The 25,677-nt window shown below is 44.9% G+C and carries 16 protein-coding genes; 4 read left to right on the top strand and 12 right to left on the bottom strand.

Annotated features, from left to right (window positions below):
- The first annotated feature begins 7 nt into the window (after positions 1-7).
- On the top strand, positions 8-1,390 hold the full coding sequence (radA, locus tag Vgang_RS09010; protein WP_105903238.1) for a DNA repair protein RadA: 1,383 nt from the start codon (positions 8-10) through the stop codon (positions 1,388-1,390).
- A 448-nt stretch (positions 1,391-1,838) separates the two neighbouring features.
- Here radA and mtgA read toward each other — a convergent pair whose 3' ends face one another.
- Positions 1,839-2,528 carry a monofunctional biosynthetic peptidoglycan transglycosylase gene (gene mtgA, locus Vgang_RS09005; protein ID WP_105903262.1) on the bottom strand — a complete coding sequence of 230 codons (690 nt, stop codon included), beginning with the start codon at positions 2,526-2,528 and terminating at the stop codon, positions 1,839-1,841.
- A 215-nt stretch (positions 2,529-2,743) separates the two neighbouring features.
- On the opposite strand from mtgA, the gene fusA reads away from it, so the two are divergent.
- Positions 2,744-4,834 carry an elongation factor G gene (fusA, locus tag Vgang_RS09000; protein ID WP_105903237.1) on the top strand — a complete coding sequence of 697 codons (2,091 nt, stop codon included), beginning with the start codon at positions 2,744-2,746 and terminating at the stop codon, positions 4,832-4,834.
- A 546-nt stretch (positions 4,835-5,380) separates the two neighbouring features.
- Here the strand turns inward: fusA and Vgang_RS08995 are convergent.
- From Vgang_RS08995 to Vgang_RS08945, 11 genes are all read right to left on the bottom strand, one after another.
- Positions 5,381-5,593 carry a VF530 family protein gene (locus tag Vgang_RS08995; RefSeq protein WP_105903236.1) on the bottom strand — a complete coding sequence of 71 codons (213 nt, stop codon included), beginning with the start codon at positions 5,591-5,593 and terminating at the stop codon, positions 5,381-5,383.
- 126 nt (positions 5,594-5,719) lie between these two features.
- On the bottom strand, positions 5,720-7,414 hold the full coding sequence (locus tag Vgang_RS08990) for an AMP-binding protein (protein WP_105903235.1): 1,695 nt from the start codon (positions 7,412-7,414) through the stop codon (positions 5,720-5,722).
- Positions 7,415-7,569: 155 nt separating this feature from the next.
- Positions 7,570-8,775 carry a chromate efflux transporter gene (gene chrA, locus Vgang_RS08985; RefSeq protein WP_105903234.1) on the bottom strand — a complete coding sequence of 402 codons (1,206 nt, stop codon included), beginning with the start codon at positions 8,773-8,775 and terminating at the stop codon, positions 7,570-7,572.
- 342 nt (positions 8,776-9,117) lie between these two features.
- A complete protein-coding gene (locus Vgang_RS08980) occupies positions 9,118-10,263 on the bottom strand; it encodes a glycerate kinase (RefSeq protein WP_105903232.1) in 1,146 nt (381 codons plus the stop codon).
- Between the two features lie 19 nt (positions 10,264-10,282).
- The gene (locus Vgang_RS08975; protein ID WP_105903231.1) at positions 10,283-11,644 is read right to left on the bottom strand and encodes a GntP family permease; all 1,362 of its coding nucleotides are present in this window, start codon (positions 11,642-11,644) and stop codon (positions 10,283-10,285) included.
- Positions 11,645-11,822: 178 nt separating this feature from the next.
- Positions 11,823-12,959, bottom strand: coding sequence for a sugar diacid recognition domain-containing protein (locus Vgang_RS08970; RefSeq protein ID WP_105903230.1), 1,137 nt, complete (start codon positions 12,957-12,959; stop codon positions 11,823-11,825).
- Positions 12,960-13,122: 163 nt separating this feature from the next.
- The gene (gene pncB, locus Vgang_RS08965; RefSeq protein ID WP_105903229.1) at positions 13,123-14,337 is read right to left on the bottom strand and encodes a nicotinate phosphoribosyltransferase; all 1,215 of its coding nucleotides are present in this window, start codon (positions 14,335-14,337) and stop codon (positions 13,123-13,125) included.
- A gap of 332 nt (positions 14,338-14,669) precedes the next feature.
- Complete coding sequence (gene dapD / locus Vgang_RS08960; protein ID WP_105903228.1) at positions 14,670-15,701, bottom strand: 2,3,4,5-tetrahydropyridine-2,6-dicarboxylate N-succinyltransferase; 1,032 nt, start codon at positions 15,699-15,701, stop codon at positions 14,670-14,672.
- Positions 15,702-15,859: 158 nt separating this feature from the next.
- A complete protein-coding gene (locus Vgang_RS08955; RefSeq protein WP_105903227.1) occupies positions 15,860-16,456 on the bottom strand; it encodes an acetate uptake transporter in 597 nt (198 codons plus the stop codon).
- Positions 16,457-16,630: 174 nt separating this feature from the next.
- Positions 16,631-16,933, bottom strand: a complete 303-nt coding sequence (locus tag Vgang_RS08950; RefSeq protein WP_105903226.1) for a YebG family protein — start codon at positions 16,931-16,933, stop codon at positions 16,631-16,633.
- Positions 16,934-17,005: 72 nt separating this feature from the next.
- Positions 17,006-17,917, bottom strand: coding sequence for a LysR family transcriptional regulator (locus Vgang_RS08945; protein ID WP_105903225.1), 912 nt, complete (start codon positions 17,915-17,917; stop codon positions 17,006-17,008).
- 152 nt (positions 17,918-18,069) lie between these two features.
- On the opposite strand from Vgang_RS08945, the gene recC reads away from it, so the two are divergent.
- Positions 18,070-21,699: an exodeoxyribonuclease V subunit gamma gene (gene recC / locus Vgang_RS08940; protein ID WP_105903224.1), complete on the top strand. Its 3,630-nt coding sequence runs from the start codon at positions 18,070-18,072 to the stop codon at positions 21,697-21,699.
- 343 nt (positions 21,700-22,042) lie between these two features.
- Positions 22,043-25,675, top strand: coding sequence for an exodeoxyribonuclease V subunit beta (recB, locus tag Vgang_RS08935; protein ID WP_105903223.1), 3,633 nt, complete (start codon positions 22,043-22,045; stop codon positions 25,673-25,675).
- The last annotated feature ends 2 nt before the right edge of the window (positions 25,676-25,677 follow it).

Genomic DNA, 25,677 nt, shown 5'->3' with positions numbered 1-25,677 from the left:
CTTCTTCATGGCAACAAAAGCAAAACGAGCGTATGTCTGTAATGACTGTGGAGCGGATTTTCCACGTTGGCAAGGGCAGTGTAATGCTTGTGGTGCTTGGAATACCATTACTGAAGTGCGCTTAGCGGCTTCACCTCAAGTGGCACGTAACGAGCGCTTGTCTGGTTATGCCGGGTCCGTGACTGATGCCAAAGTGCAAAACTTATCAGAAATTGATTTGCAAGAAGTACCGCGTTTTTCTACCGGTTTTAAAGAGTTCGACCGCGTCCTCGGCGGCGGCATTGTTCCCGGTGCGGCGGTTTTGATTGGTGGTAATCCAGGTGCAGGTAAAAGTACCTTGCTGCTTCAAACGGTGTGTCGCCTTGCCGAGCAAATGCCTACGTTATATGTCACTGGTGAAGAATCATTGCAACAAGTGGCAATGCGCGCGTCACGTTTAGGTTTGCCGAAAGACCACCTCAAAATGCTGTCAGAAACCAACGTGGATAAAATTTGCCAAATTGCCGAAAATGAAAAGCCAAAGATCATGGTGATTGATTCTATCCAAGTGATGCATGTGGCGGATGTCCAATCGTCACCAGGCAGTGTGTCGCAAGTGCGTGAATCGGCCACTACGTTAACTCGTTATGCTAAGCAAAATAATGTGGCTGTGTTTTTAGTTGGACACGTCACCAAAGATGGTACGTTGGCGGGCCCGAAAGTGCTGGAACATATTATCGACTGCTCGGTATTGCTCGATGGCAGTGCCGATAGCCGCTTTAGAACATTGCGTAGCCATAAAAACCGTTTTGGTGCAGTCAATGAACTCGGCGTATTTGCCATGACGGGGCAAGGCTTAAAAGAAGTCAGTAACCCATCGGCGATATTTTTATCTCGCGGCGATGAAGAAACCTCAGGCAGTTCAGTGATGGTGGTGTGGGAAGGTACTCGTCCGTTGCTGGTGGAGATCCAAGCATTAGTAGATTACTCACAATTATCCAACCCAAGACGCGTTGCTGTCGGGCTTGAACAAAACCGTTTATCGATGCTTCTTGCGGTATTACACAAACACGGCGGCTTACAAATGGCCGACCAAGATGTGTTCGTTAACGTCGTTGGTGGTGTCAAAGTGGCGGAAACCAGTGCCGACTTAGCGTTATTAATGGCGTTGTTGTCGAGCTTTAAAGACAAGCCACTCCCCAAAGATGTGGTGGTGTTTGGCGAGGTCGGTCTTGCTGGTGAGATCCGCCCAGTACCAAGCGGTCAAGAGCGTTTAATGGAAGCCTACAAGCACGGCTTTAAGAAAGCGATTGTTCCAGCGGCCAACATGCCAAAAGGTGGCATTGCCGGCATGCAAATTCATGGGGTGAAGAAGTTATCTGAAGCCATCGATGCGTTTGATGAGGTGTAGTTTCGATGCCCGGACGCTACGCTAATCGTTGCTCGTAACTCGATGTGTTCTTTCGATAAACGAGCAGCGTAGAGCCCGAAACACGATAGACGAACTTTATCAATCCATCTCTTTCAAATACCTTAATCCAACCGATTTATCTGGGTTTCAATCCAGTCGATACGCTTTTTCGATAAACGAGCAGCGTAGCGTCCGAAACACGATAGACGAGTTCTATCATCCATCTCCTTCAAATACCTTAACCCAACCGATTCATCAGGATTTCAATCCAGTCGATACGCTTTTTCGATAAACGAGCAGCGTAGCGTCCGAAACACGATAGACGAACTTTATCAATCCATCTCTTTCAAATACCTTAACCCAACCGATTTATCTGGGTTTCAATCCAGTCGATACGCTTTTTCGATAAACGAGCAGCGTAGCGCCCGAAACACGATAGACGAACCTATCAATCCATCTTCTTCAAATAACCCAGCCCCAATTGATTCATTTGTGTTTCGATCCAATCCACTCGTTGCCAGACATAAGGGGTCGGGCGGTCGACATGGAATTTATATGGGTTAGGTAATACGGCCGCTAAACGGGCAGCCTGTGACATCGATAAGCGGTTAGCCGATATGCCGTAATAATGTTGACTGGCAGCTTGTACTCCATAAATCCCCGGGCCAAATTCCACGATATTCAAATAAATTTCTAAGATGCGTTTTTTCCCCCACTCAAACTCAACCAATAAACTTAAGTAAGCTTCGATTGCTTTACGGAAGATATCTTGCCCCGACCAAAGAAATAAATTTTTCACGGTTTGTTGAGTAAGGGTGCTTGCACCACGAAAGCGTTCGCCGGAGATCATATCGGCGACGGCTTTTTGGGTGGAAACAAAATCAATGCCGTGATGAGTTGGGAAGCGTTGATCTTCTGAAGCGATCACCGCAAGTTGCATATAGGGCGAAATCTTGTCTAAGTTTACCCAGTTGGCTTTGGTATATTGGCGATATTGTTCAGGTGGAAACCACTCGCGTTGCAGTTGCCAACTCCAAACAATGGGATTGATGTATTTCAGTGGGAAGGTCAACACAACGGACATGACGCCAAAGAAAAGTAACGTCTTAAAGATCCATTTTTTTAGCCGTTTGCCCATTTTCATCCTTTTCCATGTGCAATGAGAAACACCAGAATAGAGCTAACACCGTAAAAATGCGAGAGATTGGCGATAAGAGGCCGAAAAAATGACGTAAATATTGCGTTTGGCCGAGGGAAAAAGATTTTTTATCCAAATGCGCACAGGGGATATCAGTCTTGACAGATTGTGTTATACTCTGCGCGAACTTTATATCCTATTAATAGAGTAAGACAATGACTGACTTATCAAAATACAGAAACATTGGTATTTTTGCCCACGTTGATGCGGGTAAAACGACCACGACTGAACGTATCCTTAAGCTAACAGGTACTATCCATAAAAGTGGTGAGACGCACGATGGCGAATCAACAACTGACTTTATGGAGCAGGAAGCTGAGCGTGGTATTACAATCCAATCGGCAGCGGTAAGTTGTTTCTGGAAAGACCACCGTTTCAACGTTATCGACACCCCGGGACACGTTGACTTTACAGTAGAAGTATATCGTTCTCTTAAAGTTCTTGATGGTGGTATCGGTGTATTCTGTGGTTCTGGTGGTGTTGAACCACAATCAGAAACTAACTGGCGTTACGCGAACGAATCTGAAGTTGCACGTATCATTTTCGTAAACAAACTGGACCGTATGGGTGCAGATTTCTACCGCGTTACTGACCAAGTACGTAAAGTACTAGGCGCAACACCTTTAATCATGACTCTACCAATCGGTATCGAAGATGAGTTTAAAGGCGTAGTTGACGTTCTTGAGCGTAAAGCTTACATCTGGGACGAAACTGGTCAGCCTGAGAACTACTCAATTGAAGAAATTCCAGCAGACATGGTTGACGATGTTGAACAATACCGTGAAGAGCTAATCGAAACAGCTGTTGAGCAAGACGACGAACTAATGATGGCATACATGGAAGGTGAAGAGCCTTCAATCGAGCAAGTGAAAGCATGTATCCGTAAAGGTACTCGTGACCTAGCGTTCTTCCCAACATACTGTGGTTCAGCGTTTAAAAACAAAGGTATGCAACTAGTACTTGATGCTGTTGTTGATTACCTACCTTCTCCAACTGAAGTTGATCCTCAACCTCTAATGGACGAAGAAGGCAACGAAACTGGCGAACACGCTATCGTTTCTGCTGACGAATCTTTCAAAGCGCTAGCATTCAAAATCATGGATGACCGCTTCGGTGCACTAACTTTCGTTCGTATTTACTCTGGTAAACTGAACAAAGGTGACACCATCCTGAACTCGTTCACTGGTAAAACTGAGCGTGTTGGCCGTATGGTTGAGATGCAAGCAAACGATCGTAAAGAACTGACTTACGCACAAGCGGGTGACATCATCGCTATCGTTGGTATGAAGAACGTTCAAACTGGTCACACTCTATGTGATCCTAAGACTCCTGTAACTCTAGAACCAATGGTATTCCCAACGCCAGTAATCTCGATTGCTGTACAGCCTAAAGATAAAGGCGGTTCTGAGAAAATGGGTATCGCGATTGGTAAAATGGTTGCAGAAGATCCATCTTTCCAAGTTGAAACTGATGAAGAAACTGGCGAAACCATCCTTAAAGGTATGGGTGAGCTTCACCTAGACATCAAAGTGGACATCTTGAAGCGTACTTACGGTGTAGACCTAATCGTTGGTCAACCACAAGTTGCTTACCGTGAAACTATTACTCAACAAGTTGAAGATAGCTACACACACAAGAAACAGTCTGGTGGTTCTGGTCAGTTCGGTAAGATCGATTATCGTATCAAGCCTGGTGAAGTTGGTTCTGGCTTCAAGTTCACATCAACCGTTGTTGGTGGTAACGTACCTAAAGAATTCTGGCCTGCAATCGAAAAAGGTTTTGCTGGCATGATGGATAACGGTGTTCTAGCTGGCTTCCCAGTACTAGATGTTGAAGTTGAACTATTCGACGGTGGCTTCCACGCAGTTGACTCATCTGCAGTAGCATTTGAAATCGCAGCGAAAGGTGCATTCCGTCAATCTATGCCTAAAGCAGGCGCTCAACTTCTTGAACCAATCATGAAAGTTGACGTATTCACTCCAGAAGATCACGTTGGTGACGTAATCGGTGACCTTAACCGTCGTCGTGGTATGATCAAAGACCAAGAAGCTGGCGTTACAGGCGTTCGCATCAAGGCTGACGTACCGCTTTCTGAAATGTTCGGTTACATCGGTTCTCTACGTACAATGACTTCTGGTCGTGGTCAGTTCTCTATGGAGTTCGCACACTACGCACCATGTCCAATGAACGTTGCAGAGCAAGTAATTGCTGACGTTAAAGCTCGTAAAGAAGCTGACAAGAAGTAATTCTTCTTAGCTGATTAAAAGCTTGATAAAAACCCGCTAGCGATAGCGGGTTTTTTTATTTTTTAAGACAGTAGAAGTGCTCAGGAAAATAGGATTTGAGTCTCGGTTTTCGGGCGTTTCACTGCTCGTGACTCGAAAAGCGGGTTCGGGGTTCGAGGACGCTTTGCTCGAGAGCCGAAAAGCAGAGCACAGAAATAATAAAATGCGTCATCCTTGAGGCGATGAAGGAGCTATCAGGGATCTAGTGATATCGTGTTCGGTGCTCGGGCGTTTCACTGCTCGTGATTCGAAAACCGGTTACTAGCTTTTATTATCTAGGAAAAGCCGATTCGGGAGGCGAAGCTGCTTTGCTCGAGAGCCGAAAAGCAAAGCACGGAAATAACAAAACTCGTCATCCTGAAAAGCGACGTAGGAGCGCAGTTCAGGATCTCCTAAAGGGAATGTCGGTTAAAAATGTAGAAATATTATTAACATAAGTCGCGCTCATTTTAAACTTTTCTCGCAACTCGCAACTCGCAACTCGCAACTCGCAACTCGCAACAGCGCTTACTTTTTCAAATCAATATAAATCTTCTCAACCTTGGTTCTTGCCCACTCAGTTTTACGCAAAAATTTTAGGCTAGATTTAATGCTTGGATCACTCTTAAAACAGTTGATGTTCACCATCTGGCTGAGCTTTTCCCAACCATAATGTTCAACCAGTTCAGTGAGAAGTTTTTCGAGTGTAATACCGTGTAGCGGGTTATTGGCCTGGCTCATGAGATACCTAATCAAAAAGAATTTGTGCTGAGTATAGCGGAATAACTTTGCAGAAGATAAAAATAAGGCTCAACGATGAAAAATATCGATGAGCCTAAGGGGGCTAGAATTGACTCTATGCGGCTCTTACTCCTCCCAAACCACTAACTGATCTTTTGGCCAGTTAGCACCAGTATCGTGGTATTTTTTCTCCAGTACATGACGTTTGATTTTTAGGGTCGGGGTGAGGATGCCGTTTTCAATGCTCCACGGTTCTTTGATCATCAACACGCCTTTGATTTTTTCATGTGATTCTAAATCGGCATTGATTTGATTGATGATTTTGACCGTTTTTCTTTCATAGCGTGCGCGATCAAAATTCTTAAATTGATGTGGCACCACCAATAAAATCGGTGCAGGTAAACCCAGACCAATCAAACACATCATCTCAACGCGTGAATATTCAAAGATCTTTTTCTCAATTGGCACCGGGGAAACAAACTTACCTTTGGCGGTTTTAAAGGAGTCTTTCTTACGCCCTTCAATCGATAGATAGCCCTCATCATCCAAGCTACCAATATCGCCAGTATGTAGCCAGCCCTCGGAGTCAAAGGACTCTTGAGTGGCTTCATCGTTCTTGTAGTAACCAGAGAACATACCTTGGCTACGCACCATAATTTCTTGGTCTTCAGCAATTTTTAACTCAATACCCGGCCCCGCGTTACCAACGGTGCCGATTTTATCTTGCCGGAATGGGTAATTGATCGTGCTGTAGGCGAAGGTTTCTGTCATGCCCCAAGCTTCAGTAATGTTCATACCAACGCTGTGATACCAACGTAGTAATGAAGGTGAAATAGGTGCAGAGCCACAGCCTAAAACGCGCGCTTTATCTAAGCCAAGGCCTGAGATGATTTTTTTCTTCACAATACCACTAATAAAAGGGATCGAGAGCAAAATATTGAGCTTACGTTGCGGAATTTTATCTAAGATGCGTTGCTGGAATAGGGTCCATAGACGCGGCACAGAGATAAACAAAGTCGGTTGGTGGGCTTTCACATCGTCGATAAAGGTATCTAAGCTTTCAGCAAAACTGGTTGGTACACCGCCAATGATGGAGGTGCCGAGTATATATACACGTTCGGTTATGTGCGCTAAAGGTAGATAAGAAAATAAGCGATCTTCTTCTTGTAAACCAATATGCTCAACAATTCTTGCTGAACTCCAAGCAAATGCGCCATAAGTCAGCATTGCGCCTTTTGGTAAGCCAGACGTGCCAGAGGTATACACCAGCGACATCAGGGTATTGTCGTTGTGCTCTGGGCGCTCTTCGCTTGGTGGATGGCTAGAGACTAATTCTGCGTATTGATGCTGACACTCAGGGACTTTGGCGTAAGGTAAGGCAATTGAAATGAGCTGGCTATGTTTGGCTAGCACTTCTTCTGCGGCGGCATTGTCATCTAATTTACCCACAATGATGGCTTTCGCTTCACTGTGTACCACACAATGCTCAACGGTGTCGCTGCCTGCGGTTGGGAAAATAGGCACGCTGATGTAGTCACCGAGCATCATCGCCAAATCGCAAATAAACCACTCGGCGCAGTTTTTGGAGAGGAGCGCGACTTTATCTTTTGGTTGTAAGCCTAAGCTACGTAAAGCCGAAACCAATCGCAATGCTTGATCTGCCACTTCAAAAAAAGTGAACGACTTGATTTGGCGGTTGATTGGCTGAGTAAGATACACCTCATTCGGGCGCTCTTCAGCCCACTTTAAAATCATCTGGTGCGGATAGGGGGCATTAGCCGTGGCCGAATCGTTGGTCGGTTTTAGATTTAATTCCGTCATAATCTCGCCTTAATTTGTTTTGAATAACAATTTATTAACACTATTAGGCAAGTGTGGGGTAGACCACAATACGACTAAGGTCCAACCAGTTTAATTGTGTGAGCTAAGGCATCCATTCGATTGTAAGCAGATTTGTCTACAGGGAATTTAATAATTCAAAACGACATTAGAACGCCCAATAACGCAAATAAAGCCACTAGACCGACAATGGGTAGGCGAAAATTCCTGATGATCAGTAAGCCGAGCAATACCGCGACAAAATCAACATTGTAGTGGACGGCGCTGATAAAAATGGGTTGATAAAGCGCAGCCAGTAGTAAACCGACTACCGCTGCATTCACCGCCGAGACCATTGGCATGACGGACGGTTTTTGCATCAAACTCTGCCATTGATGAATAAAGCCTATCACTAATAAAAATCCTGGTAAGAAGATCGCGATGGTTGCTACTAATGCCCCAATTATTGGGCTGTTCGGCAGAAGTGCGTAGCCCAAAAAAGTGGCAAAGGTAAACATTGGCCCAGGCATGGCTTGCGCTGCTGCATAACCGGTGAGAAAAGTGTCGCTCGATAACTGTTGGCCTATGCTGGATTGCAATAGCGGCAGAACCACATGTCCACCACCAAACACTAGGCTACCCGTTAAGTAGAAGTCTTTGAAGATGCCGATGATTCCATTGGACTGCGGAACAAACAGCACCAATATAAATAGAATGCTAAAAAGGATAACCGCTGTTTTTGCTGTGAGTGAAAAGGGCGCAGTATTGATTGTGGTCGATGAAGCGTCTGATGAACTTTGTGGAGTTTGTGAGTGTGCTGGACTTTGTGAGTGCATTAGGCTTTGCGAGTGCAGGATTCGGCATAACAGGGCGGCAATCATGAGGCAAAGGATCTGGCTGATTGCCGAGGGCCATAATAAACAAACGCAAGCGGTCATCACGCAAAGCACACGGTGCAATCTGGATTGGCAAAATTGCTTAAACATGGTCAAAGTTGCATCACAAACCACGACCACTGCCAACAATTTTAAACCATAAATGATGCCTTGCATCCATGTGGTACTGAACAGATTTTGGCTGACAGAAGCCAGAATGATCATCAATAGGATAGATGGCAGAGTAAAGCCTAAAAAAGCGATAAAGCCACCAATCAAGCCGTACCTTTGATAACCAATGGCAAACCCAATTTGGCTTGAGCCGGGGCCGGGTAAACATTGACTTAATGCAATTAATTGAGCGTATTGCGCTTCGCTCATCCAATTGAGTTTTTCAACAAAGGTTTTGCGGAAGTAGCCGATATGCGCAGCAGGGCCACCAAAGCTAACCCAGCCGAGGACAAAGAAGATTTTGAACAGTTCGAGCATGACGTCAAAATGATAACGAAAAGGTTAGGGTATATTGGCTATAGTTTATGACAGTAGGATGACGAAGGTTCTCGTTACTCGATTATCGGTCGCTGCGCTGCTCGTTTCTCGGAAAAGATTAGCGGAAATGACTGCATTCTGGCTGGTCATCTCGGAAACGAGAGACGAGTTATCCGGGATCTATATTCAGCGCGCTGTAAATAGATTCCTGCTCTCGCTAATGCTCGGCAGGAATGGCGTATTTATTGGATAGGGAATGCTCCGGGTTAGGGGCTGCACTACTCGTTTATCGAAAAAGCACGAGAGCGGTTCGAACAATGAATACCGAGAAACGAACCCCGTTTAATTTTTCATGCCTAACTTTATCGTTCTCGCCACATTCTCTGCCAAGTTCGCCATGTTGATATCCGCTTCGGCAAACGCGGTCGCGAGGTCAAAAGGTCTTGGAATCGCGGCAAATACGGCATCAATTCCGTGGTCATAAACCGCTTGGTAGTTGTCTCCGACACAACCAGCCAGTGCAATAACGGGTAAATCGAATTTTTTAGCGGCCTTGGCAATGCCAACCGGCGTTTTACCGTGCGCGCTTTGCCAATCAATTCGACCTTCGCCAGTGATGACCAAATCGGCATCTTGTAAGTGTTGGTCAATCGAAAGGGTTTCAAGCACAATCTGAATGCCCGGTTTTAAATTAGCGTTGGTAAATCCTAAAAACGCAGCGCCAAGTCCACCTGCTGCACCTGCGCCTGGGATATCTTTCACCTGTTTGCCAAGTTGGCTATCCATTAAATCGGCAAAGTGGCTCAGCGCGTTATCTAAAATGACGGTGTCTTCTTCGGTCGCGCCTTTTTGTTTGCCAAACGTCGCAGTTGCCCCATGCTCACCACATAATGGGTTATCGACATCACAAGCGATAACGATGTCACATTGCTGTAATTTCGGGTTAATGTCGTGGGTCATGATGGATTCAATTTGCGTTAAGCCAATGCCGTTGCCGGAAATTTCATGGCTATTACTATCAAGAAATTTCACCCCCAGTGCTTCCAACATCCCCATGCCACCGTCGTTGGTGGCACTCCCCCCAAGGCCAATAATGAGTTTAGTCGCACCTTCTTGTAACGCATGAGCAATTAACTCACCCGTGCCGTAGCTGGTGGTTTGTTTCGGATCGCGTTTTTCTGGTGGCACATGATGCAAACCGCTGGCCGCTGCCATTTCAATCACAGCCGTATGACTTAACTTGCCACCCAGTCGGCCATAAAACGCATCAACGGACTGCCCTAAAGGCCCTGTTACTTGGCGCTCAATAATGTCGCCTTGAGTGGCATCGACCAAAGATTGCACCGTGCCTTCACCGCCATCCGCCAACGGAATATGCACATACTCCGCCTGCGGCCAAACACGTTTGAGGCCAGTTTCCATCGCCTGACAGACTTGTTTTGCGGTTAAACTTTCCTTAAAGGAATCCGGTGCAATAATGATTTTCATAACAGGACCTCGGTTAGGGTTAAAGTAAAATTAAGCTTAGCAGGTACACCATGATCATGGCGGTGATGCCTTGTACTAAGGTCGCCATTGTTTGAGCGCGATATGCGAGCCCAACACTCATGCGGCTAAACTGAGATACCACCCAGAAGAAGCTGTCATTCGCGTGTGATACCGTCATTGCGCCAGCACCAATGGCCATTACGGTAAGTACGCGACCCATTTCTGAGTCTAAGCCTAGTTGTGCTAATAATGGTGCGACTAGAGCGGAGGTTGTTACGAGTGCCACAGTTGATGAACCTTGTGCTGATTTGAGCGCGGCTGCCACGATAAATGGCATAAAAATACCGACACCAAGGCCAGACAATGTGGTACCTAAATAATCACCTAATGGTGTGGCTTTAAGTACCGCACCAAATGCACCACCTGCGCCGGTAATCAGCAAAATAGGTGCAGCGGCAACAATACCTTGACTGATGCGTTCGCTAAACTCGGTCATTTTGTCATCGGATTTTAATAGTCGAATCGCCAATAACAAACCAATAAATAAAGCGGTTAAAGGCTGACCTAAGAAGGAGAGAACGGCTTGTAGACTTTCTGTACCAAATGGATGGCTAGGGAAGTTCGCAATTGATGCCAAACAGATCAAAACAATCGGCACTAAGATAGGCGCGAAGGCTTGCCCCGCACTTGGTAGCTTACCGTAAGACGCTTTTAATGCCTGCCAGTCTTGATTGACTTCATCAAGTTGATCGTCTGCGGTGATGCCGTCTGGTTCTACTTGGCTAAAACGGCTTGCCCATAACATACCCGCAATGGCAGCAACCGCGGCAACAAAAATACCGACACCAATCACTAGGCCTAGATTCGATTCTAACCCTAGATTACCTGCCGCTGCGATTGGACCAGGCGTTGGCGGCACAAAGGTGTGAGTGGCATATAAGCCGGTTGCTAAGGCGACACTCATTGCCACACTTGAGGTTTGCATCCGTTTGGCGAGTGATTCTTTGAGCGAGTTTAAGATAACAAAGCCAGAATCACAGAACACAGGAATCGATACCAGGTATCCAATGATCGACATAGTTAATGTTGGGAATTTTTGCCCAAGGCACTTAATCACAGTATCGGCCATAGTGATCGCGGCACCGCTTTTTTCTAAGATCACACCAATGATGGTACCCAGTACAATCACTAAGCCGATGTAACCTAGAATGCCACCAAAGCCTGATGCTATGGTTTTAGCAATAGAATCCGCTGGTAAGCCGTAAGCAAATGCGGCAATAAACGCGGAAATCAGTAAAGCAAGAAATGGGTGGATTTTGAATTTAGTTGTCGCAATGACAATAAAGGCAATGGCTGCCAGTAGGATTAATATCAGACTCATCGTAGGGTAACTCCATGTTTTAATTATTATTGCTATGAGTCTATCGGTGTGCCCGATTTGTTTTATGGACTCATAGCAACAATAGTATTGATGAGTTTGTGCCTAATTACCTTATCCATATCGCCAAATTTTTCTGATTAAATTAACGTCGATTTTGTGCATAAGTACAAAAATGAGGCTAATTTGTGATCTGACATCCAATATAGAGTTCAACCAATCCGTTGAAGTTATGCGGTGAAATCTGCGTGATTTGTTCGATTTTATTCAATCGATAGCGCAGCGTATTTCTGTGGATATACAAGCTATTTGCACAATCAGTAAGATTGCCTTGGTGCTCAAATAAGCGATGTAGTGTTTTGAGAAGTTGACCATTTTTATCGTGATGTTTGAGCTGAGCGATGGCTGATGATAATTGTGCACCTTGCCAATTTTTTTGTAATGGTGACAACAAAACCGCCATGCGCATATCTTGGTATAAATATTTTATCTGTTTCGGTAAATGCTGCTTGCCGAGTTCCAGTACTTGTTTGGCACTTTGGAAAGATAAGGGAATATCCGTCGGGGAAGGGAAGTATTCACCGAGTGCAATGTGCAGCTTGCGAATGCCTTGGTGAGCTAAGTTTTCAATTAACTGATCGATGCGGCGACTTTCTTTTTCGTGATCCCATCGATCGCTTTTGTGCTGGCAAGGTTTTAATACCAAAATTTGATTCATCGCGACAACCGCCACTAGATTGTTACGCTGTGGGTATTCCAGCATATCGACAATTTGGCGCAGGTGATCCATTTGTTTGCTCGGTGAGTCCTCTTGCAATTCAATCAGTACGGCCACTCGCGGCTGGTGAATGTCTATCGAAAGGCGCTGCGCCCAGCTTTGCAACTCTTGCTCACTTAATTCGTTATTAACCCAGCCGGATAAAAACTCTTCGATATGTCTTTTATCCCATTGCAGCTGCTCAATCAGTAATGAGCGCTCGATGATCATTTCCGACGTCATTTTGACTAATTGTGCAAGGTGACGAATGCTGCCGGGATCACCTGTGATCCCAACCACGCCAATCAATTGGTCATTATGTTTTAGTAGTAGGTTGATACCGGGTTTGACGCCTTTGAGCGATTGACTGCTTTGTGCGGTGATTTCAACCGTATCGCCATGTTGAATAGCCAGTAGAGCGCCATCGTGCAGATGACCAATTCGCTGAGGATCACCACTGCTGATAATGATGCCACGATCGTTCATCACATTGATGTTGGTATCAATGATAGCCATGGTGCGATCGACAATTTGCTGCGCAAGTTGAGTATCTAAATACATAAAAAACCGACTAAGAAGTGATGTTAATTAACCTCAACTGCGTTATTGAGTGACTTCTAGTTATCCGCAGCTGAGGTTAATAACACTAACCTAGTCGGTATTTTTGTTCAGGCTTTCATTAATAAATTGTGAGAATGCACAAAATCTAATGTGTTTGTACAGGTTAAGACGCCAGATGAAAGGCTTGTTTGAGTTGTCGTAAATAATCTTCATCTCGACACATGCTTTTACCAGGTTCATCGGAAATTTTTGCAACTGGTTTGCCTTGGCAAGCAGTGAGCTTTAACACGATATTGAGGCTCTCAACGCCCGGTATATCACAGGTTAATTTAGTCCCGATGCCAAAACTGGTTTGAATGCGATGGGCAAAGTGTTGGTATATCTCTAAGGCATTTTCGAGTGATAAGCCGTCTGAAAATACCAGCAATTTTGTTTGAGGGTCGATTCCAAGTTGTTGGTAGTGCGCGATGGCTTTCTCGCCCCACACAATCGGGTCACCACTGTCATGACGTAAACCGACAAAAGTGTTGGCCAAGGCTGGGGTGAAGTCGCGCAAAAACGCATCCATATTGATGCAGTCGGTCAGTGCGATGCCGAGAGAATCTGGGTATTCCTTGAGCCAAGTATGCAGCGCCAATTGTTGTGAATCGGCCAGTTCACCAGACAATTGTTGATGCGCTTGAAACCATTCATGAGCTTGCGTGCCTACGGGTTTCAAGCCTTTTTTAAATGCTAGGTAATAGTTCGATGTGCCATCAAATTGCGGGAAATGTGCCATCAACTTATCGACAATACTTTCTTGCACTGCTTTCGAAAAACGGCGACGAGTACCAAAATCAATCAATGAGAAAGCAGACATATCCAGTTTTGATGATAAGGCATCCACTTTAGCCAGCTTGCGATGAAGGTGCTGACTCGCTTGCTCTGCCGTGGCTTGTGGGTAGCGAGCTTGGCCACGAATTTCACTGATGATCGCCAACAATGGCACTTCCCATAAAATCACATCCAACCATTTACCGCGTAAAGTGATCTGCAATTGATCGCCATCGTTTCTTATTTCAATGGTGTCTTTCTTGAACTGAAAACCCGCTAAGTACTCGATGTAGTCGGTTTTGAAAAAGGGTAGGCTGGTTAAATAGGCCAACTCTTCTTTTTGAAAATTCAGTTGGCAAAGTAAATCGACCTGATCTTGAATCGCTTCAAAATAAGGGCGCAGATCTTCTTCACTTCGACAATGAAACTCGGCTTCAACTTCTACATTTGGGTATTGATGAAATACCGCTTGTTGCATGTGAAGTTTGTAAGCGTCGGTATCCAGTAAAGAAGTGATGATCGCGGTTGTCTGAATGTTGTGATTGGTTTGAGAAGATAAGGTCATAAATCTTGTTGGCAAGTAAGCAATCCGGGTAGTGTACCCGATTTTAGCTTGATTGGAAAAGCATCACAGATTGGGTGTTAATGTGCAGCGTTTAAAGTATTTGGCCTATAATGATCCAAAAGTTTTTAGAACATAGTAGATCTTCCTTATTAGAGATATAAAAAATCCCGACAAAGTGACGGGATTTCAATAGGTTAATCTGTACAGCTTTTTTATCTTGTTAGCTTATGATGCTTTTTACTTACCATAACCCTAAAGCGTTTTAAGCTTTTCTATGTGGTTGGTGCGAGTGGATGCAGTCAACAACGTTGTAAGCTCAAATACGCAGATAATTAGTTGTTTGAGTGCAACTCGCTGTTCAGTTCAACCGCTGATTTGTTGGTTAAGCACTCAATCTTGCCTGTTACCGAATTGCGACGGAATAGAAGATCTGGCTTACCTGCAAGGTCACGCGCTTTCACGACTTCTACTTCTTTACCCGCAGAATCCAGCATAGTGACTTTGGTGCCAGCTGTGATGTAAAGACCTGACTCAACCGTACAACGGTCACCCATTGGGAAGCCAAGACCTGCGTTAGCACCAAGTAGGCTGTTCTCACCAATAGAGATCACGACTTTACCGCCACCAGAAAGCGTACCCATGATAGACGCACCACCACCGATGTCAGAACCTTCGCCGACCATAACGCCAGCAGAAATACGGCCTTCAACCATGCTTACACCAGCTGTGCCCGCGTTGAAATTGATGAAACCTTCATGCATCACGGTTGTGCCTTCGCCCACATGCGCACCAAGACGAACGCGAGAAGTGTCTGCAATGCGAACACCCGTTGGAACAATGTAATCCACCATTTTCGGGAATTTATCAACACAATCGACCGTTAACGTTTCACCATTTAAGCGCGCTTCGATTTGACGCTCTGCTAATTCCGGTAGATCGATCGGGCCTTGGTTAGTCCAGGCAATGTTGTGCAGCAAACCAAAGATGCCATCTAATACGATGCCGTGTGGTTTCACTAAACGATGAGAGATTAATTGCAGTTTAAGGAAACCTTCCGCTACCGAACTTGGTTGTTCGTCACTCGCCAATACAACCAACACTAGCGGTTGAGAAGATTGCGCTGCTTTTTCTGCGAAAGAGGCATTAGCGACATCGGCGTTTGCCGCAAATGCAGTGGCTAATTCACCAGCAAGTTTTGCGTCGATTTCGATGGCTTGGTTGCCTTCAGAGTAGCCAGTAACTTGAGCCACAGCAGACACTAAGCTATCTGATGGGTTCAAAACAGGATGCGGGAAAAAGGCTTCGATGATTTTACCATCACGATTTTTGGTTGCGGTGCCAAAGGCAAGTGCAAAATTAGCCATGTAAACATTCTCTCCATGTAAAATTAGCGGGGCAAATAATCAAACCATTTACCCTGTGAGTATCAAAGATGGTTTCAATCATAATGATTGCTTGCTTGAGTGAAAAGGTTTGAAGTGAAAATAATGTCGAAACAAGACAATTTATACGCCAACTAGGCTTAAGTTCTCGCTTTAAGGTTAAGTTGAGGTGATGAATCATTCACACGCTTTCCTATCGGTAATAGTGAATAGCCGAGTTCGTGATTAAGAATTTTTGCCACCGCTAAATAAAAAGCACTGAGGCCGCAGGTAATGCCGATAAGGCTTGAAAACGTATTGAGAATTGGCATAGGCAAGAATTGTTGTACAGCAAGTAAGTAATAAAGCATTGAGAGCGAAAGAAAAATAATGAAATCAACGTGACTTAATCGTTGCGCGATGATGGTCATCAACGTGGTGAAAATCGCCCACAGTAAGAAGTAACACCCAAGCGCACTGACGGGGGCGGCAATTGGAAATCCAAGTATGGGAAAGAGCGCGATTCCCACAAAGGACAACCAGTAAAGTCCGTAAGCGCAAAATGTGATACCGGAGAAACTGCGTCCCTGTTTGTATTCAAGCAGACCGACAACGAGTTGAGTGGCACCGCCAAAAATTAGCGCCATAGAAATGAGAAGGGCATTAGAAGGAACAAGGCCAAGGCTATGCAAATTAACCAAAATAGCGGTGAGGCTAAAACCGAACAATCCTAATGGGCTGTAATCAATGCGATTCATATTCGTAGAGAACTAATGAGAAATAAAATAACTAATAGCACCGAATATTCAGAGAGTAAATATTTTGTATTTATAATTGTATACAATTTGTGGCGGACACAAAAAAACTGAAGATGGTTCTCCAGTTTTTACAAGGTTAGGCTAAAGATGGTTAAATGCCTTTAATTTTGGTCATTACGCCGCTTCTTCGGAGTCAGACTCTTCAACCGCTTTTGGTGCCGCTTTCTTCGCTTTTTTCTCAGTAGGGCGACGTTTAGCCCCTAACGCATAAAGCACTTCATCTTTGTTTTGAGCAAGGAACATGGATAGCTCTTCTTTTTGCTCATCATTTTCAATCAGTTTGCTTGTTTCTAACAAAGTGAATAGCTCGTCCGCCATATCCAACATTTTGTCATAAGCGTCAGCTTCAGCCTTGGAAGTAAAAGTCATCTTTTCTTCTCCGTTGCGTTCCACCACGTACTTGACGATTACAGCCATGGTTACCCTCTATAAAATCTGCAATAAATTAACTGGGTTTTTATACAGTTCTTATCGTGAGTTGTCCAGTGTTTACGGCTTAGATTGTAACGAGTCGAGCATTTTCCAATCACTACAAAATGACATAAAGGTTTTCAGTAATGGGCTTTGGTATTTTTCTTTATGTACCAGAAGCCAAAAGCGGCGTTTCATATCGAGTGGAATGTCGAGCATCACGACGCGCTTATCTAAAATCGCGGATTGAGCCGCAAGGCGTGATAAACAAGCGAGTCCTAGATTCGCAGCGGTGGCATTGATGATGGCTTCAGTGGTATTGAGTTGAAAGGCTTCATTCCAAATCTCAATACGAGGGGCGACGGTGCGTAGGAAAAATTCACGGCTGCCCGATCCCGCTTCACGCAATAGCCATTGGCTGTTTTCCAAATCACCCGCGCGGATTTGTCCGTGATTGGCGAGCGGGTGCGTCGGCGCACAAATCACACACATTTCATCTTGATTCCAAGGTTGCATGAGCAAATTATCAGACTGAATTTTGCCTTCAATCAGACCGATATCGAGTTCGTAATCCGCCAGTTTTTGACAAATTAAACTGGTATTAGAAATGAACAAGCTCTGTTGATGGTGATTGGTGTTTTGACGAAAATCACGCAGAAGATAAGGCACAACTTGATTGCCGATCGTGTCACTGGCACCAATTTTGAGCTGGCCATTGAGCGCTTGATTGGATTGAAATAAGTTGCTGATGTCTTCGCTGCGGTGTAACAGTTCATCGGCAAGGGGTAATAAACGTTTGCCTTCTTGGTTTAAGATCAAACGATTATTAACACGGTCAAACAAAGCGTGGCCGAGCTGTTTTTCTAATTCACCTAATGACAAACTGACCGCGGCTTTGGAAAGGAACAGTTTCTCTGCTGATGCCGTTAACGTCTTGTGTTGAGTAATGGCGGTAAAGACTTTCAGTTGCCTTAAAGTGATGTTGCTCATTGTTCTCTCACTATTCTCGTATTTTGTCTATATTAACCTATGTTTGATTAGTAGAAAGTTTGATGGTTTAAAATCTCTAAAACCAGACACTTATTCTAACCTGGCACTTATGCTAATCTGGCGACATTCGATCCCAGTTGCGTGAGTGCTTTGTGTTTACTGTCTATCATTCCAATCAAGTTGACGTTTTAAAGTCATTACTCGTTGAGTTAATTCGCTTAAACCCGCTGGAAAACCCATTTCAATCTGAGCAAATCTTGGTGCAAAGTCCAGGTATGTCGCAATGGTTGAAAATGGAATTAGCCAAAGAATTTGGTGTGGCTGCCAATTTGGATTTTCCGTTGCCTGCAACGTTTATTTGGGAACTGTTTACAAAAGTATTGCCGGATGTGCCGAAGCGCAGTGCTTTTAACAAAGAAGCCATGACTTGGAAGTTGATGCAAATCTTGCCTACGCAACTCGACTTACCTGAATTTTCACCTTTGAAGCGCTATTTAGATGGCGATGATGATCAATCCAAACGCTATCAATTATCTGAAAAAATTGCCGATATTTTTGATGGCTATTTAGTGTATCGTCCAGAATGGATTGCCGCCTGGGAAGCCGGGCAAGAGGTTGAAGAATTAAATGGCGAGCATCCTTGGCAACCGATTTTGTGGCAAGCCTTGTACGATCAAACCGTTTCTATGGGGCAATCGCCATACCACCGCGCGAATTTATATGACGAATTCATTGATACTTTGCAGCATTACGTTGGCGATTTAGCAGGCCAGGCGCAGCTGCCGAGTCGTCTCTTTATTTTTGGCATCACTGCTTTGCCTCCCCGTTATATGGATGCGTTGCGCGCTTTGGGTGAACATATCGAAGTACATTTGATGTTTACCAACCCGTCACGCTATTACTGGGGCGATGTGCGTGACCGCAAATACCTCGCTAAATTGGCGGCCAAATCGCGCCGTATTATGCACACAGAAAACACAAGCGAATGGCTGAAGGGCAGCATTGAGCAAAATGAATTCACGGAAGCCCAAATTCTCAATAACGCCGATTTGCATACCCAAGATGCGGTAGGAAACAGTTTATTAGCTTCAATGGGCAAGCTAGGGCGCGACAATTTGTACTTGTTGTCACAACTTGAAGTCAGTGATATTGACGCCTTTGCAGATGGTTACGATGACTCGCTGCTGCATGCGATTCAACAAGATATTTTGGAGTTGCGTGAGCATCAAAATGATCGGCTTTCAGTGATAACCAGTTCTTATAAACCTGTGATTCGTGCCGATGATCGTTCGTTGCAATTGCATATCTGTCATAGTCCAATGCGCGAAGTGGAAGTATTACACGATCGTTTGTTGGCTATGTTTGAAGCCGATCCTGAGCTCAAACCTCGCGATGTGATTGTGATGGTGGCTGACATCAACGCCTACAGTCATGCTATTCATGCTGTTTTTGGACAAACCACTTCCGATCAACGCTTTATTCCGTATTCCATTTCTGATCGCAGTGTGGATCAAGAAAACCCTATTTTGCAGGCATTTATGCGCTTAATGGCATTGCCACAGCGTCGTTGCCAAGCCTCTGAATTGCTCGAATTACTTGAAGTGCCAGCGGTAATGCAACGTTTTGGTATTAATGAAAAAGAGTTTGAACGAGCGGCGCAATGGGTACAAGAAGTGGGTATCCGCTGGGGCTTGGACGAACAAACTGCGCAGCAATTTGACTTGCCGAGCCACAAGCAAAACACTTGGCTGTTTGGTATTGAACGCATGTTGCTTGGCTTTGCTATGCCAGATTCTGCAGGCTTATATCACCATGGCGAAACCATTATTGCTGCCTATGACGAAGTGCAGGGAATGGATGCAGAATTGGCGGGTAAATTAGCCAGTTTTGTCCGTTGTTTGCAGCGTTATCGAGACCGATTGTCTAACGCACAAAAATTTGCCACATGGCAGCGCTATTTGCTGGAAATGCTGGATGAGTTCTTCTTGGTCGAGTTAGAAGGCGAAGCCGTGCTCAGCACCATTCGAGAAAGTGTGGAGCAACTGAGCCAGCAATTGTTGGATGCTGGCTTTGAGCTAGAGGCTGAAATTTCACCTCAAGTGTTAGAACAATATCTACAAAATCATTTGTCCAATGCACGGGTAAGCCAACGCTTTTTAGCCGGCCAAGTGAATTTCTGTACCTTAATGCCTATGCGCTCGATCCCCTTTAAAACCGTATGCTTACTGGGTATGAACGATGGTTTATATCCAAGAAGTGTCGCGCCAGAAGGCTTTGACTTAATTAATGGCAGAACACGCCCCGGTGATCGTTCTCGTCGCGATGATGATCGTTATTTATTCTTGGAAGCCTTGTTATCGGCGCAGCAATCACTCTATATCAGCTACGTCGGACGTTCGATTCAAGATAACAGTGTCAAAGAACCATCAGTTTTAGTGGCGGAATTATTGGAATATTGCCAACAAAATTACGCTTTAGAAGGGGGGCAGGACAAGCCGAGTGATGAATCAGGGCAAGCATTAGTCGCGGCATTGAGCCAAGTGCATCCATTAGTGCCATTCAGTGCCAGCGCATTTGATGGACAAAATGCCGCTTTAGCCAGTTATGCCAAAGAGTGGTTGCCGGCCGCCAAGCAAGCGAATCAAGCGGTTCTCGAATCAAACCCAGCGGAATTTATTCAACCTCTGCCTTCTTATTTACAGCAACTTGAACCAGAAGCGCCGGGGCAATATGGCTTGGAGCTCTCAGAGTTACTGCGTTTTTGGCGTTTGCCGGTAAAATATTTCTTCAATCAACGGCTCAAAACTTATTTAGATATTCATCCTGTTTCGTTGGCGAAAATGGATGATGAGCCTTTTGCTGTGAACAATTTAGACAGTTATTGGTTTGGTGAAAACCTGCTTGCGCAGTGGCAGCAATCTGGGCAAGACAGTGGGCACTTGTCGCTCGAATCGTTTGAGCAATGTGCGCAAGATTATTTGCAGCGTCAGCAAGCACAAGGGCAACTGCCAATGGCCAGTTTTGCTGACATTGCCGCGGAGAGCTTACTCGCGAGTACCAAGCCGATGGCCGAAGCCTTGTTGCCTTATTTATCTGAGCCTAAAGCTGATGTAGAAATTGACCTTGCGCTCGATATTCAATTAGATGGGCAATCTCACGTTATTCACCTTGTGGGCTGGCTTGGAGGGCAATATCAATCAGGCATGGTGCGGTATCGCAGTGGCGGTTTGCATAGCCGATATTTGCTCGGTTATTGGATTGAACACCTGTGCTTAAATGCCTGTAACCTAAAAGTAAGCGCTTTAAATGAGAATGAGCCAACTATAAACAGCTCAGGGATAACCACGCATTTGTTTGGTCGCAGTAAAGGTAAGTTGGAGCAGCTTGAATTTCAGCCGCTTTCTGCTGACGTTGCGAAGCAATATCTACAAACTTTTGTGCAGGCTTATTACCAAGGTATGGATTCCCCTTTGTGGTTTGTGCCTAAGACCGGCTTTGCGGCGATGGAAAAAGGGTTTGATAAGCCGGGTTTTGCTCCTGAGGCGCAGTGGGTTGGTTTTGAGCAAGAAGAAAACAAACAAATCGCCTTGCTCGCTATGCAAAAAGCCTTTATCGGTGATGGATTTTATGTCGACGGCGAAGGGCAAGATGTCTATGTGCAGCGCGTCTGGAAACAATGGACAGAGGAGCTAGCAGACGATTTATTGAGTAAATCTGAAGACTTGCTCAAGCCTTTATTTGATCATTGCCAGGCTATTTCTGAAGCAATAAGAGAAAGGTAAAAGGCAAAAGAAAAGCCGCCAGCAAGTCATTATATGTGTAGGGCGCTTGCTGTGCGGCGGAGAGTTGAGGTAACAGTTTTTTGTTTCAGCCTACTTTGAGGTTTTGTCCTTGTCCTAGGTTTCCTGTTTCAAGGTTTAAGGTTGTGTACAAAACCGAGTAGATCGTTATTAGATTTATGTTTGCATTAAGCCTTTGACTTAGAGTCGGATAATAGGTCGACAAAGTGTAAAAAAATGTGAATCAATTCTCACTCTGTTATTTACAGACGTTGAACTGGCACCAAATGACGCAAAGTGAGAATAAGCTCACGAAATAGTTACGGTATAAATTGGAATAAGATTGATGGCGCAATCACTAAATAGCATGACGTTTCCACTGCATGGAGCACGTTTAATCGAAGCCTCGGCGGGTACGGGAAAGACCTTCACCATTGCCGCGTTATATTTACGTTTACTACTCGGGCATGGTAAGGAGGGGGCGGCTCATCCAGTCCCACTGACGGTTGATCAAATCTTGGTGGTGACATTTACCGAAGCGGCAACGGCTGAATTACGTGGTCGTATTCGTCAACGAATTCACGAAGCCCGCATTGCTTTTGCTCGTGGTGAAACGGATGATCCTGTTTTACAGCCCTTACTGGCCGACACGCCCGATAAACAGTTTGCGATTGAAACGCTTTTGCAAGCGGAGCGCCAAATGGATGAAGCCGCCATCTTCACCATTCATGGTTTTTGTCAACGCATGCTTACGCAAAATGCGTTTGAATCCGGCAGTCGTTTTCAAAATGAATTTATTACCGATGAGAGCCAACTTAAACTGCAAGTGGTAAGTGATTATTGGCGTCGTCATTTTTATCCTCTGCCAACGGTGCTGGCTAAGCAAATTCAATCCATTTGGAGCACACCAGAACAACTTGCTCATGAAATTGGCACTTACCTTTCAGGACCCGCTTTACATTTTCCCAGCATTAATTTGAATGTGGATTTGGTTGATGAATTCCATCAACATCTTGAGCGGATTGAAAAGGTTAAAAAGCTCTGGAATCAAGACAAAAATCAGCTATTCAGTTTGATTGATGGTTCTGGCATTAAGCGTAATCCGTATAATAAAACACGTTTACCAGCTTGGTTAGATGAAGTGCACCAATGGGCAGAGCAAAGCGCGCGAGATGGCAACCTATGCGACAAGCTGATTCGATTTGCACAAAGCACTTTAAATACAGCAACGGACACCAAAAAAGGTGAAGTGGCTCAGCATCCTGCTTTTGTGGCGATAGATGAATTACTGGATAACCAGCCTGAGTTTGATTTGTTGTTTAAATATCGTGCCATTGTGGGGTGTCGTGAGTTATTAGCTCAAGCCAAACAGCGTCAGGCGCAATTATCGTTTGATGATTTGTTGAGCCAGCTGGATCAAGCCATTATTGACGATCAAGATGGCTTACTTACCGAGCGAATTCGCAATTTGTATCCAGTGGCCATGATCGATGAATTCCAGGATACCGATCCGCAGCAATATCATATTTTCCGTGAAATTTACTTAAACCAACCACAAACAGGCTGGTTTATGATTGGCGATCCGAAGCAGGCGATTTATGGCTTCCGTGGTGCCGATATCTTTACCTATATTCAAGCGAGAAATGAAGTCACAGAGCATTACACCTTAGGCACTAACTGGCGTTCAAGCCAAGCGGTGATTGAAGGGGTTAATGGCATATTCAAGTTTGATAAACGCCCATTTTTGTATGATTCCGATATTCCGTTCCTGCCGGTTGCCGCCAGTCCTAACGCAGAGAACATGCACTGGGTGGTGAACGGCGAAACACAACCGGCTATCGGGTTATGGTATTACCAAGATAACCCAGCTGAGCCTGTTTCAGTCACTGATTATAACCAAACCATGGCCAGACAAACGGCCTGTCAGATTCATCATATTTTGACCTCAGCCCAGCAAGGGCAAGCGCAATTTATCGATAAAAAAGGTGCGGCTCATGAAATCCAAGCCAGTGATATTGCGGTATTAGTACGTACTGGCCGAGAAGGGAAATGGATCAAAGATGCCCTGTCTCAGTATGGTATTGCCAGTGTGTATTTGTCTAATCGCGACAGTGTGTTTGATAGCGAGATTGCGGCCGATGTGCTGCGTTTACTCATGGCGTGTGTGAATCCAACCGATGAATATGCCTTGCGTGCGATCCTTGCCAGTGACTTATTGGCGCTAGACGCACAGCAATTAGATCAATTCAATCACGATGAAATCGCATGGGAAAATGCGGTGAATGAATTTGAAAGCTATCAGCAATTGTGGCAACAGCGTGGTGTATTGCCGATGATCCGTGAAGTGATTGGTAAGCGCCATATTGCTGAGCGTTGGTTGTTGGAAAGTCATGGTGAACGAAAGTTGACCGACTTGCTGCACCTGTCTGAATTACTCCAACAAGCGAGCTTAACCTTAGAGGGTGATAATGCCTTGATTCGTTGGCTTGCCGATAATCTTGAACAGCACGATGGAGAGTTGGCGGAACAAACGCAACGCTTAGAGTCGGAAAGAAACCTTGTTCAAATCATCACCATTCATAAATCCAAAGGTTTGGAATATGACTTGGTCTTCTTGCCGTTTGCCAATAATTTTAAAGCGGCCAAGGTGGCTAAGTACAATTTAAAGAGCAAAGATGATGAGTCAGAGCTGCAACAGACGATTTTGGATTTATCTAAACCAGATGATGGTATGGCTTTGGCTGAAAAAGAACGTTTAGCCGAAGACTTACGTTTGCTCTATGTGGCGCTTACTCGTGCCGTATACGGCTGCATTATCGGTCTTGCGCCATTGAAAAAAGGCAATAGCAAGAAAGATGAATCGACCGCACATTTATCGGCTATCGGCGCGATTTTGCAACACCATGAACCGAAAGCCAGCGCTGAACTATTGAAAAGTTGTAAAAAGTTAACTCAACTTACTCCGAGTGTCGCGCTGATGCCATTTGCAGAGGAACCAAGTGCACGTTATGTGCCTACTGAGCAGCAATCAGTCGAATTGAATGCCAAAGCGTTTACCGGGCGTATTGATCGCAATTGGCGTATGACCAGTTATTCGAGCTTAGTGAAGCAATCTCATCACGCTGAACAGGTTGTGTTTGATGCGGCGGTAGACGTGGAAAAACCGCTCGATTCCGATGCGCTTGATGACATCAACATCAATATGGATTTGGAGACTGAAATGGTTGCCGATCCTTGGTCTATGTTTGAATTTCCTCGCGGCGCACGCCCGGGTACTTTTTTGCATACGATTTTTGAACAAATTGAATTTACCGAGCCTGCCGACAGCGATAACAATACCCGTATTATTGAAAATCTCTTGCAACGTGAACAATACGATTTGCAATGGCTGCCAGCGATTCAAGCCATGATCACGCAAGTGATGACGACCGTATTAGATGGTGGCTCCTTGCGCTTGGGGAATAAAGGCCCTGACCAGCGTTTGGTTGAAATGGAGTTTTTATTACCCGTGGAATCGTTGGCACCGAGTCAATTGAACCCGTTGCTACAAAGCCATGATGAATTGTCACAGTTAGCGGCAGGGCTGGACTTCTACCCGGTAAAGGGCATGTTGAAAGGTTTTATCGATTTGGTGTTTGAACATCAAGGCAAATATTACATTCTGGACTGGAAATCGAATCATCTCGGCCACAGTGTGGAAGATTATCACCCAGATAAATTAAGCCAAGCCATGCTCGAACACCGCTATGATTTTCAATATCAGATCTATGCGTTGGCACTGCATCGCTTCTTAAAAAGCCGACTCGCCAATTACGATTATCAGCAGCATTTTGGTGGAGTTTATTATCTCTTTTTACGTGGATTCGCGACATCTAAGCCGGAAGTGAAAGCGGTTAAAGAGGGGAACTATGGTGTATTTCATGCCAAACCAAGCCAAGCATTTTTGCAGCAATTTGATTTGTTACTAGAGGGGATGTGAGC

This window comes from Vibrio gangliei (assembly GCF_026001925.1).
Lineage (GTDB): Bacteria > Pseudomonadota > Gammaproteobacteria > Enterobacterales > Vibrionaceae > Vibrio > Vibrio gangliei.
The sequence above is the reverse complement of the archived record's forward strand: the minus strand, read 5'-3'. Positions and strand labels throughout refer to the sequence as shown.